Origin of the sequence: Rhizobium ruizarguesonis, from assembly GCF_017357285.1 — a bacterium.
GTDB classification, from domain to species: domain Bacteria; phylum Pseudomonadota; class Alphaproteobacteria; order Rhizobiales; family Rhizobiaceae; genus Rhizobium; species Rhizobium ruizarguesonis.
In genome coordinates this window covers 3708985-3723077 of sequence record NZ_CP071678.1, presented here as the reverse complement: position 1 = coordinate 3723077, position 14093 = coordinate 3708985, and the positions used below count along the sequence as shown (strand labels likewise).

Annotated in this window: 13 protein-coding genes; 5 read left to right on the top strand and 8 right to left on the bottom strand. The window is 61.9% G+C overall.

The features are described 5' to 3' along the window. Window positions 1–9 precede the first annotated feature (9 nt). Together J3P73_RS18450 and J3P73_RS18445 are read left to right on the top strand one after the other, a co-directional pair. Window positions 10–1338, top strand: a complete 1329-nt coding sequence (locus J3P73_RS18450; RefSeq protein WP_130692417.1) for a phosphatase PAP2/dual specificity phosphatase family protein — start codon at window positions 10–12, stop codon at window positions 1336–1338. Then, on the top strand, window positions 1335–1775 hold the full coding sequence (locus J3P73_RS18445) for a hypothetical protein (RefSeq protein WP_018073867.1): 441 nt from the start codon (window positions 1335–1337) through the stop codon (window positions 1773–1775). Before J3P73_RS18450 ends, J3P73_RS18445 begins: the two co-directional genes overlap by 4 nt. A 65-nt stretch (window positions 1776–1840) precedes the next feature. Here J3P73_RS18445 and J3P73_RS18440 read toward each other — a convergent pair whose 3' ends face one another. The 3 genes from J3P73_RS18440 to puuD form a co-directional block, all read right to left on the bottom strand. Next, a complete protein-coding gene (locus J3P73_RS18440) occupies window positions 1841–2983 on the bottom strand; it encodes an alpha-hydroxy acid oxidase (protein ID WP_018073868.1) in 1143 nt (380 codons plus the stop codon). A 121-nt stretch (window positions 2984–3104) separates the two neighbouring features. Next, window positions 3105–4415, bottom strand: coding sequence for a guanine deaminase (guaD, locus tag J3P73_RS18435; protein WP_130692415.1), 1311 nt, complete (start codon window positions 4413–4415; stop codon window positions 3105–3107). Continuing rightward, window positions 4412–5650, bottom strand: coding sequence for a urate hydroxylase PuuD (gene puuD / locus J3P73_RS18430; RefSeq protein ID WP_024319472.1), 1239 nt, complete (start codon window positions 5648–5650; stop codon window positions 4412–4414). Before puuD ends, guaD begins: the two co-directional genes overlap by 4 nt. 115 nt (window positions 5651–5765) lie before the next feature. Between puuD and J3P73_RS18425 the strand changes: the two genes are divergently transcribed. Next, complete coding sequence (locus J3P73_RS18425) at window positions 5766–6452, top strand: Type 1 glutamine amidotransferase-like domain-containing protein (RefSeq protein ID WP_130692413.1); 687 nt, start codon at window positions 5766–5768, stop codon at window positions 6450–6452. Window positions 6453–6604: 152 nt separating this feature from the next. Continuing rightward, complete coding sequence (locus J3P73_RS18420) at window positions 6605–6937, top strand: hypothetical protein (protein ID WP_018073872.1); 333 nt, start codon at window positions 6605–6607, stop codon at window positions 6935–6937. 55 nt (window positions 6938–6992) lie between these two features. Here the strand turns inward: J3P73_RS18420 and gcvA are convergent, their stop codons facing one another. Beyond that, complete coding sequence (gene gcvA, locus J3P73_RS18415; RefSeq protein WP_018073873.1) at window positions 6993–7889, bottom strand: transcriptional regulator GcvA; 897 nt, start codon at window positions 7887–7889, stop codon at window positions 6993–6995. Window positions 7890–7990: 101 nt separating this feature from the next. On the opposite strand from gcvA, the gene J3P73_RS18410 reads away from it, so the two are divergent. After that, window positions 7991–8194: a hypothetical protein gene (locus J3P73_RS18410; protein WP_018073874.1), complete on the top strand. Its 204-nt coding sequence runs from the start codon at window positions 7991–7993 to the stop codon at window positions 8192–8194. Here J3P73_RS18410 and xdhC read toward each other — a convergent pair. From xdhC to J3P73_RS18390, 4 genes are all read right to left on the bottom strand, one after another. Continuing rightward, a complete protein-coding gene (gene xdhC, locus J3P73_RS18405) occupies window positions 8170–8985 on the bottom strand; it encodes a xanthine dehydrogenase accessory protein XdhC (protein ID WP_130692411.1) in 816 nt (271 codons plus the stop codon). The two genes, J3P73_RS18410 and xdhC, sit on opposite strands and share 25 nt — an antisense overlap. A 100-nt stretch (window positions 8986–9085) precedes the next feature. Next, complete coding sequence (gene xdhB / locus J3P73_RS18400; protein WP_130675594.1) at window positions 9086–11425, bottom strand: xanthine dehydrogenase molybdopterin binding subunit; 2340 nt, start codon at window positions 11423–11425, stop codon at window positions 9086–9088. Between the two features lie 265 nt (window positions 11426–11690). Further along, a complete protein-coding gene (gene xdhA / locus J3P73_RS18395; RefSeq protein ID WP_130682156.1) occupies window positions 11691–13157 on the bottom strand; it encodes a xanthine dehydrogenase small subunit in 1467 nt (488 codons plus the stop codon). A gap of 29 nt (window positions 13158–13186) precedes the next feature. Further along, on the bottom strand, window positions 13187–13963 hold the full coding sequence (locus J3P73_RS18390) for a 3-hydroxybutyrate dehydrogenase (protein ID WP_130656003.1): 777 nt from the start codon (window positions 13961–13963) through the stop codon (window positions 13187–13189). Window positions 13964–14093 lie beyond the last annotated feature (130 nt).

Here is a 14093-nt window from a genome sequence, read left to right as displayed (position 1 = left end):
GGGCAAAGCGTGGAGAAGGTACGTTCAACTTTTTCCCAGACAGCGCTGGTCCCGAAGCGGGCAGCGCTCTGGCTCGCCTTCCTGGCGCCGTCCTTCTATCTGAGCTATGGCGGCGCCAATTGGCTGGCATCGCAACGCGCTCATGTGCCGAACGTCGCCTTCGCATGGGAAAGCGCCATTCCGTTCCTCGGATGGACGATCATTCCCTATTGGTCGATCAATCTGTTCTATGCACTCTGCCTGTTCATCAACACGGTGCCGCGCGATGTGGATAGGCTGGCGAGGCGTTATCTGACGATCCAGATAGTAGCCGTAGCCTGCTTTATCGCGTTTCCGCTCGAAGCGACCTTCGTGCGGCCGGCAACGAGTGGCCTGCCGGGCTTCATGTTCGCCGTCCTCGGTGGCTTTGATAAGCCGTTCAATCAAGCGCCGTCGCTCCATATCGCACTCCTGGTGGTGATCTGGGATCATCTGCGCGGCCGGCTGCCGCGGAAGGTGCGGCTTCTCTGGCACCTCTGGTGCTTCCTGATCGGTGTCTCCGTGCTGACCACGTGGCAGCATCACATCATCGACATACCGACCGGCATGCTGCTCGGTCTGTTTGCCATCTGGCTTTTTCCGCGCGATGCCGGTTCGCCTCTCGCGAATTTTACGATGAGCGGCGATCCAAAGTCGCGCCGTCTCGGCTTCTATTATCTGTGCGGCGCCGTCGTATTTCTCGGTCTTGGAGCGCTCTGCACGCCTCTCTCGGCCGCAGCCCTTCTGTTGCTCTGGCCGGCTGTTGCGCTGGCGATCGTCGCGCTCGGATATTTCGGCGCCGGCCCGCAAATATTCCAGAAACGCGTCGATGGCCGGGCCACGCTTACCAGCCGCTGGCTGCTGGCACCTTATCGGCTCGGCGCTCTCATCAACATTCGGCTCTGGACCCGGAGAATGCCGGCATCGGTGGTGATCGCCGACGGCGTCCATCTCGGTCGTTTTCCGCGTCGCCACGAGGCCGACCGTTTTGCCACGGTGATCGACATGACCGGCGAACTTCAGCGCCCGGGCGGGACGCGCGCGCGCTGGTGCAGCTTTCCCACACTTGATCTTGCGGCCCTCGACAAGATCCAGACGCTCGCCGCGGCGAACCTCATCGAGACTGCGCGCCACCAAGGGCCGGTCCTCGTCTGCTGTGCACTCGGCTTCCAGCGGAGTGCCTGCGTCATCGTGCATTGGCTGCTCATCAGCCGACGTTGCGAAGATCCAGCCGAAGCCGTGCGGCGGGTCGAACGGACAGGGTGGCGTGTTCATCTGCCCGCGGAAAGCCTCCATGCCGTGACGGAGGGCTTGCAATGACGCAGTGGAATGTCACGGCCTCGGCGGCTGCGCGAAGTCTCGGCCGCAATTCGATATGCTGCGGGCTGGCAGCGCTGCTGCCACTGATTGCCGGCCCGATCGCCGTGGGATATCGCGGCTTCGTTCCATTGCTCGGCTGGCTCTTGATGCTCGTTTTCTGCGTGATGGTCCTTGCGCTGGCGGTCCATCTCCTCTTCGATGCGCTGCTGTTTCGCCTTGCGTCGAGCCACGAGACAGAGGCCGCCGGCCTTGCCGCCGTCGACGACCTGTTGTCCCGAATGCAGCTTCGCAAGCCTGGCGGGGCGCCGCTTGGCTTGGAGAGGCGGATTGCCGGGTCGCGCCGCATCGTCTGGCGGCAGCGTTTTGCCCTCGCCATCTGTCTGGTGATTTTCGCGATCCTTCTGTTCGATGCAAGCGACGGCCTGCCGCTATGCTGAATCGCATGCGGTCGATTGCATGATGGCTGGCTCGCGCCTCTTCTAAGCTGGCTTCTCCGGCAGGTTTACTGCCGTCCGGCGATGATCGACGAATTCACATCGTTAATGTCGCGCTTGCCGCAGAGCGCCATGGTGATGTCCATCTCCTTGCGGATGATGCCGAGCGCCAGCGACACGCCTTCCTTGCCCATGGCGCCGAGACCGTAAAGGAAGGGGCGGCCGATATAAGTGCCCTTGGCACCGAGCGCCACGGCCTTCAGCACGTCCTGGCCGGAGCGGATGCCGCCGTCGAGATGGACCTCGATGCGGTCGCCGACGGCGTCGACGATCTTCGGCAGCATGCTGATCGAGGAGGGGGCGCCGTCAAGCTGGCGGCCTCCGTGATTGGAGACGACGATCGCATCGGCGCCGGTGTCGACGGCCGCCTTCGCATCCTCCGGATCGAGTATGCCCTTGATGATCAGCGGGCCGCCCCATTGTTCTTTGATCCAGGCGACATCGGCCCAGGATAGCCGCGGGTCGAACTGCTCGTGTGTCCATGCGGAGAGCGAGGCGATATTGGTGACATTTTTCGCATGGCCGACGATATTGCCGAAGCTGCGGCGCTTGGTCTGCAGCATATCGAGGCACCAGAAGGGCCGGGTCGCCATCTGCCAGACATGTTTCGGGGTGAATTTCGGCGGCGCCGACAGGCCGTTGCGCAGGTCTTTATGCCGCTGGCCGAGGATCTGCAGATCGGCGGTCAGCACCAGCGCCGAGCATTTGGCGGCCTTGGCGCGGTTGATGAGGTTGAGGACGAAATCCTTGTCCCTCATCACGTAGAGTTGGAACCAGAAAGGGCGCGTCGTCACCGAAGCGACGTCCTCGATCGAGCAGATGCTCATCGTCGAGAGGGTGAAGGGAACGCCGAACTCCTCGGCGGCGCGTGCCGCCAGCATCTCGCCGTCGGCATGCTGCATGCCGGTCAGGCCGGTCGGCGCCAAGGCCACCGGCATCGACACTTTCTGGCCGATCATCGTCGTTGCCAGCGTGCGGTTGGTCATATCGACCATCACCCGCTGGCGCAGCTTGATCTGGCTGAAATCGCTCTCGTTCGCCGCGTAGGTCGATTCCGTCCAGGCACCCGAATCCGCATAGTCGAAAAACATCTTCGGCACACGGCGCCGGGCGAGCTTTTTCAGGTCGGCGATGGTGAGCGGGTCGGCCATGAATTGAACCTTCACATCTGAATGCGGCCATCGGCCATAACATGAATTTGGCGGGAGCGTTATGGGAAATTGGCCGTGCCGGGCTGCTTTCACGGTGCAAATTCGAGAGTAAAAGGGCGTGTCATCGAAGCCCCGCCTTCAACGCAACACCGGCCACATAGGTCTCGGCGATCGCCCGGTCGTCACCCATCGTCTGCAGCAGGAAGAGTTCCTCGGGCAGCGTCTTCACCACTTCCATCTTCAGCGCCATGGCGGGTGTTGCCGTTGCATCGAGAACGACGAGATCGGCCTCGGTGCCGGGTTCCAGCGTGCCGATCCGGTCCGCCAGCGACAGGGCCTCGGCATTGCCACGCGTCATCAGGTAATAGCTTTCCAGCGGGTTCAGCCGTTCGCCGAGCAACTGCTGGATCTTGTAGGCTTCGTCCATCGTCCGCAGCATCGAATAGCTGGAACCGCCGCCGATATCGGTCGCCACGCCGATACGGACCGGTTTTTCACGCCGCGCCAGCGCCTTCATCGGAAACAGGCCGGAGCCGAGGAAGAGGTTGGAGGTCGGGCAATGCACGGCGACGGCGCCGGCCTCGCTCATCGCATCCGCCTCACGCTCGGACAGGTGTATGGCGTGGCCGAAGAGGCTTTTCGGCCCGAGCAGGCCGTAGTGGGCGTAGATGTCGGTATAGTCGAGCGCGTCGGGATAGAGTTCGCAGGTGAATTTGATCTCGTCGTGGTTTTCGGAAAGATGCGTCTGGATGTGCAGGTCGGGGAATTCGCGGGCAAGGGCTGACGTCGCTTCCATCTGCGCCGGTGTCGAGGTGATGGCGAAGCGCGGGGTGATGGCGACGTGGTTGCGGCCCTTGCCGTGCCAGTCCGATATCACCTGGCGGGTCTCGTCATAGCCCATCTCGGGCGTGTCGAGCAGGCCCTGCGGGGCATTGCGGTCCATCATCACCTTCCCGCCGACCATGCGCATGTTGCGCCGCATCGCCTCGGCGAAGAAGGCGTCGGCCGAGGTCTTGTGCACGGAGCAATAGGCGACCGCCGTCGTCGTGCCGTGGCGGATCAACTCGTCGTAGAAATGCGTGGCGATCCTTTCGGCATGCGCACTTTCGACGAAACGGCATTCCTCGGGAAAGGTATAGGTGTTCAGCCATTCGAGCAGATTGGCGGCGTAGGAGGCAATCACCTGCATCTGCGGAAAATGCAGGTGCATGTCGATGAAGCCAGGCATGATCAGATGCGGGCGGTGATCGATCTCAGCCGTATCCGCGGCTGCTTTTGCCTTGACGTCGGCATAGGCGCCGATTGCCGTGATCAGCCCATCTTCGACCAGCAGGCCGCCGTCCTCTTCGTAAAGATAGCTTTGGCTGTCGGCGAGGCTCAGCGGTGCACGATGGAAGGAAAGCAGGCGGCCGCGCAGGAGTGTCGTCGTCATTGTTTCTTGCTTTCGACTGCGCTCTCGAACCAGGCGACCAGCAGCTTGCGTTCGTCCGGCGTGATGTCGGTGATGTTGCCGGGCGGCATGGCATGGCTGCGGCCCGCCTGTATATAGATCTCGCGGGCATGGGCGGCGATTTCCGCGTCGTTTTCGAGCATCACGCCCTTCGGCGGCCGCACGATACCCTCATAGACCGGTTCGGCCGCATGGCACATGGAACAGCGCGTCGAGACCAGTTGCTTGACGGCGGGGAAATGCGGATCGCCGGCGAATTGCTGGAAGGCGGGCGCGACCGCCGCCGCATCCCTTTCGCCCGTCAGCAGCTTCGGCACGGTCGAAAGCCACATGATCAGGATGAAGAGAATGACGGTGACGATCCAGGTCCAGGTCGGCCGGCCCTTCCTGGCATGCGTGGTGTTGAACCAGTGGCGGATGGTGACGCCCATTAGGAAGACCAGTGCGGCGATCACCCAGTTGAACTGCGTACCGAAGGAGAGCGGATAATGGTTCGACAGCATGAAGAAGATGACGGGCAGCGTCAGGTAGTTATTGTGTAGCGAACGCTGCTTGGCGACCTGCCCATATTTGGGATCGGGAACCCGTCCGGCGATGAGGTCGGCGACGACGATCTTCTGGTTCGGAATGATGATCATGAAGACGTTGGCCGACATGATTGTCGCGGTGAAGGCGCCGAGATGCAGGAATGCGGCGCGGCCGGTGAAAAGCTGCGTATAGCCCCAGGCCATGAAGACGAGCACGACATAGAGCACCGCCATCAGCCCCCAGGTATTCCGCCCAAGCGGAGATTTGCAGAGCAGGTCGTAGACGATCCAGCCGAGGGCAAGCGACGCCAGCGAGATCAGGATCGCGACGGGCGGGCTGATATCGAGCACGTGCCGGTCGATCAGGAAGAGGTCGGCGCCGCCGTAATAGACGATGCACAGCATCAGGAAGCCGGAAATCCAGGTGAAATAGCTCTCGTATTTGAACCAGGTCAGGTGCTCCGGCATCTGGGCGGGCGCCACCAGATATTTCTGGATATGGTAGAAGCCGCCGCCATGAACCTGCCATTCCTCGCCATAGGCACCGGGCGGCAGATGCGGGCGTTTCACCAGTCCGAGATCGAGGGCGATAAAATAAAAGGACGATCCGATCCAGGCGATCGCGGTAATGACATGGAACCAGCGTGCCGCGAAGGCGAGCCATTCCCATGCTATGGCATATTCATACATCGAGTTCCCCTATCTTCCTCCGACTCGTGACATTGCGGAAATTTTGGCGGGGAGGGAAGAGGAGATTGAAGAACTGCACACGCGCAACGACCGGCGCGGCTAAAGGAGCAATGGAATGATCACCGCGCTCTACAGCGATCAAGTCATCGCCGAAAACGCGCCGATGGACCGGCGGTTGGCGGCGCTTATCCTCTCGCGAGGGAACCGCGTCGGCTATATCACGTCCGGTCCTGACCCTCAGCGGGCGTTTTTCGATGAGAAACGGCGTTACTATATGAGGTACGGGCTTTTTCTCAATCCCTTCGTCGATCTCGACGCGCTTTCCAATGATGAGGAAATCAGCCGGCTGTTTTCCTGTAACGCCATCCATCTTTCCGGCGGCCACACCGGCGATTTTTTGAGAAGGCTGCGGCAAAGCGACATGCTGGACAAGTTGAGTGCATGGGCACTGGGTGACGGCATTCTTGTCGGAACCAGCGCCGGGGCGATTTTGATGACGCCGACAATCGCCGTCGACGCGCTCTTTTCCGGCGGTTCGCCTGGTGCGGTGCAGGATGGTGCGGCTCTTGATCTCCTGCCTTTCGAATTCTTCCCGCATCTGAACGACGATCCCGGCTATATCTCGGCGCTACTACGCTACAGCGAGACGACGGCAACACCCATTCTCGCGTGTCGGGATGGCGAAGGTGTCATTCTCGGCAATGGGCTCGTCGAGATCTTCGGCGCTCCGCTGATGATTTCCGGCGGTTTTGCCGAAGTTGCCGATCGCGGTCGCATCGCTGATCTGCTGTCGCGTGCCTAAAAGCTGCCGAGAAGGCTGTGCATTATACTGAATCTGCTAATTCAGCAGATCTTGAACTGCGACGACTCGATTACAGTTATTTTGCAGGCCGCCGGAGTAAAATAAGAACCGTTAGATCATCGGCGGCGCATTCATCGACGGAGAAGATGCCCATGCGCAGCATTCTGACGTGTGTGATGATTGCGTATGCGTCGTTGGCGACGGCTCACGACGCACCTTCGGGGTGGAGTTATGACCCCTATTGTTGCAACGGCGACAGTCATAGTGGCGATTGCCAGATGATCCCTTCGAAAAGCGTGGCTGTGACGCCAGGCGGATATCGCGTGACGCTGCTGCCGGGCGACCACCGGCTGGTCACGCATGCTCATGTCTTCCTGCTGCCGATGACGAAGGCGATGCAATCCGGTGACAACGACTATCATCTCTGTCTGTTCCCGAACGAGGATACGCCACGCTGTTTCTATGCACCGGAAATGGGATATTGAAGGCGAGACCACAGGACCGGACTCGGCTCATGAATCGAGTCCCGTGTGAGACGATCTAATTTCCGGCTGCCTTCATCTCCTCAAGGATCCAGTTGCGGAAAGCCTTGATCTTGGGCACGTTGCGACGGTTTTCAGGGTAGACGAGCCAGTAGGCCTTGCCGTCGCTGCGGGTCAGTTCGAAGGGCTGATAGAGCCGGCCGAGGGCGATCTCGGCCTCATAGAAGGCAGGATGAAGGATGGCGACGCCATGGCCGGCGATCGCCGCGTCGGCTTCCACCGCCTGAGAGCCGAGCTGGTTGCGCGGGCGCCGGTCGAGATCCGTCTCCGTCACGCCGGCAGCCTCGAACCATTGTTTCCACCAGATGTCACCGGCGTCGAAGAGATCGAACTTCAGGAGATCGCGCGGCTCCCGGATGCCGCCTGCCGTCTCCGCCAGCTTCGGGCTCAGCATCGGCGTGAACTCCAGGCCCATCAGCCGGTGCAGCGTCAGCCCCGGCCAGTTGCCGTCGCCCCAGCGGATGCCGACATCGATCTGCTCGCGGGCGAAATCGATGATATCCGAGCTCGCCTGAAAGCGCACCGCGATTGCCGGATGCTTCAAGTGGAAGGAGCCGAGGCGCGGCGCCAGCCATTTCGAGGCGAAGGTATGGGTCGAACTGATGGCGAGCGTGCCTTCGACGCTGTCGCGCGCCGTCGCCATCGCGTCGTGCAGCATGGCAAAGGCTTCAGTCACCTTCGGCGCCAGCCTCTCGCCGGTCTCTGTCAGCGCGATCTGGCGGGGACGGCGCAGGAAAAGCGGCTCGCCGACATTCTCCTCCAGCAGTTTGATCTGATAGCTGACGGCCGTCTGCGTCATGCCGAGTTCATTGCCTGCCTTGGTAAAACTTCCAAGCCGGGCAGCGGCCTCGAAGACGCGCAGCGCATTCAGCGGGAATTGTTTCGACAGTTTCATGGATAAGTTCTCTTGATGCAGGCAGACGGTCGTTCGATTGGAATTGCAGCATTTTTGGCGGCAAACTGCAACTCATACCATCAATCTATCGAGGTGATGTCATGGACTGCCATGTTATCGAAGAGGGCCGGCCGCAGCAGAGAATCCAGATTTTCCGGCGTCTTGCCGGCTGGCTGGCAAGCGGCGCTGATCGTTTCTGCCGTCTGCCCCGGCTCGATCTCAGTGCTGCGCCCGATCGCGTCAAACGCGATCTCGGTTTCCTCGACGGACGCGATCCCTACTACGAAGACGAGCGCATGCGGTAGGCGCCAAGCGCCGTCAGGATCTCGGCGGCGGTCATGGCGGCGATCACCTCAGGGCGCTTGTCCCTGACCGCCGCGCCGCCGATCGGCAGCGTCAGCCGCTCCATCCAGCCGCGCTCTCCGCCGCCTTCACAGGAAAGCCAGCTTGCGAAGGTGGCGCGCTTGGTCGCCGAGCCGATCATGCCGGCATAGGCGAGATCCGGTCTTTCCAGCGCTTCGCGGGCGATGAGGAAATCCAGCGCGTGATCGTGCGTCAGGATGACGACCGCGCCGCCGGCCGGAATATCCTTCACCAGTGCTTCCGGCATCGGCATGAGCCGCGTCTTCGTCTTGGAAGGCAGGTTGGCGAGTTCCTCCCGCCGCGTCTCGACGACCGTCACCGACAGCGGCAGCGGCGCAAGGGCTGTTGCCAGCGCCCGGCCGACATGGCCGGCACCGAAGAGATAAACCTCCGGCAGACGCTCGACCTCACTGGTTAACCTGGCCTCGATTTCTTCGGCAACCGCCTGCGTCACCCGGCGAAACCGCAGCTGCGTGCGCCCACCGCAGCACTGACCGATGTCAGGCCCGAGCGGGATATCCATCTGCGCCATCCCGCCAGTTCCCGCGAGCATGTCCCGCGCATTCGCGATCGCCATGAACTCGAACTGCCCTCCGCCGATCGTGCCCCACAATGCGGTTTGCGATACCAGCATGAAGGTACCGGCCTCGCGTGGGGTCGAGCCCTGCGTGCCGGTGATATCGACGAGGATGCAGTCTGGGTGGGCGGCGAGGAAGGGGTGGATGTCGGTCATCTGTGGATGGCCGATGGGCGCGTGGGTGAGCCGTTCCTGCCTCTCTGCCCGCCCCGACCAACCATCAGGTGCAACAAACCAGCCGGACGCGTTCCCATCTCTACACTCGTTTCATCCGCTCGACCGCCATCAGCACCCGCTCCGGCGTCGCCGGCGCGTCGAGCCTCGGGCAGACCTTGTAGTTGGCCACACTTGCCACCGCCATCGACAAGGCTTCCAGCACCGAGATCGCCAACATGAAGGGTGGTTCGCCGACGGCCTTGGAGCGGCCGATGGTGGCTTCGGCGTTCTCGGACCATTCGGCAAGGCGCACGTTGAAGATCTTCGGACGGTCGGAAGCGAGCGGGATCTTGTAGGTGGAAGGCGCATGCGTGCGCAGCCGACCCTTGTCGTCCCACCAGAGCTCTTCCGTCGTCAGCCAACCCAGGCCCTGCACGAAGGCGCCTTCGACCTGGCCCATGTCGATCGCCGGGTTCAGCGAGCGGCCGACATCGTGGAGGATGTCGGTGCGGTCGATCAGATATTCTCCTGTCAGCGTATCGATCGACACCTCGGTGCAGGAGGCGCCATAGGCGAAATAATAGAAGGGCGTGCCACGCCCGGCCTTGCGGTCCCAGTGGATTTTCGGCGTCTTGTAGAAGCCAGCGGCGGAAAGCTGGACGCGAGCGAAATAGGCTTGCTTGATGAAATCGGGGAAGGGGATCTCGATCTCGCCGACGCGCACGCGGTTCGGCAGGAAGACGACGTCGGTGGCCCCAACATCCCATTTCTCGGCGGCGAAGGCCACCAGCCGTTCCTTGATCTGGCGGGCGGCGTCATAGGCGGCCATGCCGTTCAAGTCCGAGCCGGAGGAGGCGGCGGTGGCCGAGGTGTTCGGCACCTTGGCCGTCGTCGTCGCGGTGATCTTCACCCTGTCGATATCGACCTGGAAGCTGTCGGCCAGCACCTGCGCCACCTTGGTGTAGAGGCCCTGACCCATTTCCGTGCCGCCATGATTCAGGTGGATCGAGCCGTCCTGGTAGATGTGGACGAGGGCGCCGGCCTGGTTGAAGGCGGTCATGGTGAAGGAGATGCCGAATTTCACCGGCGTCAGCGCGATGCCCTTTCTGATATAGCGGCTGTCGCGGTTGAAGGCGATGATGGCGTTGCGCCGTGCCTGGTATTCAGCCGTTTCCTCCAGCTCCTCGACGACGCGGGCGATGATATTGTCCTCGACCTCCTGGTGGTAGGGGGTGAGCGTGCGCCCGGAGCCCGGCTGCCCGTAGAAATTCAGCTTGCGGACATCAAGCGGATCCTTGCCGAGGGCATAGGCAATCTCCTCGATAAAACGTTCGGCGCCGAGCATGCCCTGCGGCCCGCCGAAGCCGCGAAAGGCGGTGTTGGAGACGGTGTGCGTCTTCAGCGGCATCGAGGTCAGGTGCACATGCGGATAGAAATAGCTGGAATCGGCATGGAAGAGGGCACGGTCGGTCACCGGTCCTGAAAGATCGGAAGAGAAGCCGCAGCGCGCCGCATAGGTCGCATCAACCGCGTGGATTCGGCCTTCGGCGTCGAAACCGAGCTCATAATCGACGAGGAAATCATGGCGCTTGCCGGTGGCGCTCATATCTTCGTCGCGGTCCGGACGGAATTTGATAGCGCGGCCGAGCTTCTTGGCGGCGATAGCCGCAAGTGCTGCGAACTGATTGCCCTGCGTCTCCTTGCCGCCGAAGCCGCCGCCCATGCGGCGCACGTTGACGGTCACGGCGTTCGAGGGAATATCGAGCACGTGGCCGACGATGTGCTGGATCTCGCTCGGATGCTGCGTCGAAGACCAGACGGTGACCTCGTCGTCCTCGCCTGGGATGGCCACAGCGATATGGCCTTCGAGGTAAAAATGCTCCTGCCCGCCGATGCGCATTTGACCTTTCAGACGCATGGCGGCATTCGTCATTTCCGTGTCCGGCTCGCCGCGCCGTAGCGTCATCGGAGTGATGACGAGCGGGCCGCCATTGGCGAGCGCGCCGTCAATGTCAGTCCAATGCGGCAGGTCGCGATAGTCGATCTTTGCCAGCAGTGCGGCACGGCGGGCGGCATCACGCGTCTCGGCGATGACGGCAAAGATCGGCTGGCCATGGAACTGAACTAAAGTTTCGGCCAGCAGCGGCTCGTCATGGCTGCCGTTGGAGCTGACGTCGTTGACGCCGGGCACATCCTTGCCGGTGAAGACCCAGACGACGCCGGGATGCGCGGCGACCGCAGAAAGGTCGATGCTGAGGATTTCGGCATGCGCCCGGTCGGAGAGGCCGAGGGCGCCATGCAACAGACCTGTGGGTTCCGGAATATCGTCGATATAATCGGCGGTTCCGGTGACATGCTTATGCGCTGAATCATGCCGCAGCGAGCCGCGCATCGGGCCCGCGATGATGGCCTTGCGGTCTTCGAAGGTGGATTTGTCCATCAGCGATGTCCTCCGCGAAGGGAGTGATGGGATGCGGTTACTCCGCACTCCCTCATTCCTGTGCCTGTCACAGGAATCCAGCCACCGCGCGTCTGCGCGGTGAACGACTCATATGATGCTAAGGAAAGGTCTCTCGCGCCCAAGGACTTGGGCGCGCTGGATTCCTGTGACAAGGACAGGAATGAGGGAGGGGAGGCGACCGCGACCGTTCCCATCGAAGCTTGCGACCAGGTCTTGGAGATCAGGCTGAAGATTAATCCTTCCATCACGCCACCTCCTCGAACCGCTTCAGCTCCGCCGGCGCGCCGACGGTCTCAAGATAGAACCGCGTCAGCAGGTTCTTCGTCGTCAGCTGACGGTATTCCGCCGTGGCGCGCCAGTCGGTCAGCGGCTGATAATCGACATCGAATGCGGGGCGGGCTGCCTCGATCGTCGCTTCCGTCCACGGTTTGCCGATCAGTTCGGCTTCCACCGTGCGGGCGCGTTTCGGCGTCGCCGCCATGCCGCCGAAGGCGATGCGGATGTCGGCGATCATCTCGGCCTCGTCAAGCGTCAACAGGAAAGCGCCGAGCACGGCGGTGATGTCCTCGTCGCGCCGCTTGGTGATCTTGTAGGCGGCAAAGCGGCTGGTTCCCGCCGGATAGGGCACATAGACGCTTTCGACGAATTCGCCGGGTTTCCGGTCCTGCTTGCCATAGGCGATGAAGAAATCCTCGAGCGGCAGCGTGCGCGTGCCGTTTACGGAGCGCAGCGTCAGCGTCGCGCCGAGCGCGATCAGCGGCGGCGGGCTGTCGCCGATCGGCGAGCCATTGGCGATGTTGCCGCCGATCGTGCCCATGTTGCGCACCTGCTCGCCGCCGATGCGATCGATCAGCCGCCCGAGCGCCGGGATTTTCTTGGAGATCGCCTCGAAAGCCCTGGTGTAGCTGACGCCGGCGCCGATGGTGACGCCGTCCTCGCCTTCCGTGACCGACTGCAATTCGCTGAGGTGGCTGATGAAGACCACTGGGCTCAGCCTGCGCATCTGCTTCGTCACCCAGAGGCCGACATCGGTCGCGCCGGCGACGATGGTCGCGTCGGGTTCCTGCGAAAGGATTCCTGCCAGTGCCTCCATGGAAGCCGGTACGATCAGTCGGTCTTCGCCATTCGTAATGCTGATGGTGCCGCTCGCCTGCATCGCCCAGAGCCGGGCGACGATTTCCGAACGTGTCCGCTGCAGCGGATCGAAGAGCGTGCTCGGCCGCATCATGCTCACCTGCTCGGCGGCCTTGACGATCGGCTCGTAGCCCGTGCAGCGACAGAGATTGCCTTGCAGTGCCTTTTCGATTTCCTGGCGGCTGGGCTTTTCCTTGGCGAGCCAGAGACCGTAAAGCGACATGACGAAGCCCGGGGTACAGAAGCCGCATTGCGAGCCGTGGCAATCGACCAGTGCCTGCTGCACCGGATGTAGCGCGCCGTCCCTGCCGGCCAGATGCTCCACCGTCACCACATGCGTAGCGTGTAAGGAGCCCATGAAACGGATACAGGCATTGACCGATTCATAGGTGAGCTTGCCATCGGCCAGCCGGCCGACGAGCACGGTGCAGGCGCCGCAATCGCCTTCCGCGCATCCTTCCTTGGTGCCCGTCAGCCGCCGCTTCAACCGCAGAAAATCGAGAAGCGTCTCGGTTGGCCTGACATCGGTGAGCGTGATGTCCTCGCCATTCAGGATGAAGCGGATACTGTCGTTCATGATGTTCCTGTTGTTGTTTTTCCAAATGGTTAAGCCGCCGTCCAGCCACCGTCAATGGAGATGTGCGTTCCGGTCACCTGCCGGGCGGCATCGCTGGCGAGGTAGAGCGACAGTGCGCCTATTTCCTCGGCCTTGACGAATTCATGCGTCGGCTGCGCCTTGAGGATGACCTCGCTCTTCACCTGCTCCTCGGTCATGCCGCGCGCCTTGGCGGTGTCCGGTATCTGTTTCTCGACGAGCGGTGTCAGCACGTAGCCGGGGCAGATGGCGTTCACGGTCACGCCGAATTCGGCAAGCTCCAGCGCCGCCGTCTTCGTCAGGCCTAATATACCATGTTTTGCCGCGACATAGGCGGATTTGAAGGGGGAGGCGACGAGCCCGTGGGCCGAGGCGATGTTGATGATGCGGCCGTGCTTCTTAGCCTTCATCAGCGGGATCGCGGCGCGCATGGTATGAAAGGAACTCGACAGATTGATCGCGATGATCTGATCCCATTTCTCGATCGGGAAATTCTCGATCTTCTCGACGTGCTGGATGCCGGCATTGTTGACCAGGACATCGACGCCGCCGAAGGTTTTCGCTGCCGTTTCGATCAGGTCGGCGATCTCCGCCGGCTTTGTCATGTCGGCCGGATGATAGAGCGCCCGGCCTTTGGACAATGATTCAAGCCGTTCGGCGATCGCCTTGATTTCGTCAGCTTTTCCGAAGCCGTTGATAACGACGTTGTCGCCCGTTTCGGCGAAGGCAGTGGCGATCGCAAGGCCGATGCCGCTGGTGGAACCGGTGACGACGACTGTTCTGCTCATGCTGTTCTCCCTGAAATCACGATGCTGCGTTGCAGCGTTAGCTGCGAGGTTATGCCCAAAGCCGGCGGGCTGGCAATTCCGCTTTATTCGCTTTTCTCGCCCGCATCCGTGTCCTATTGATTTGTCACGA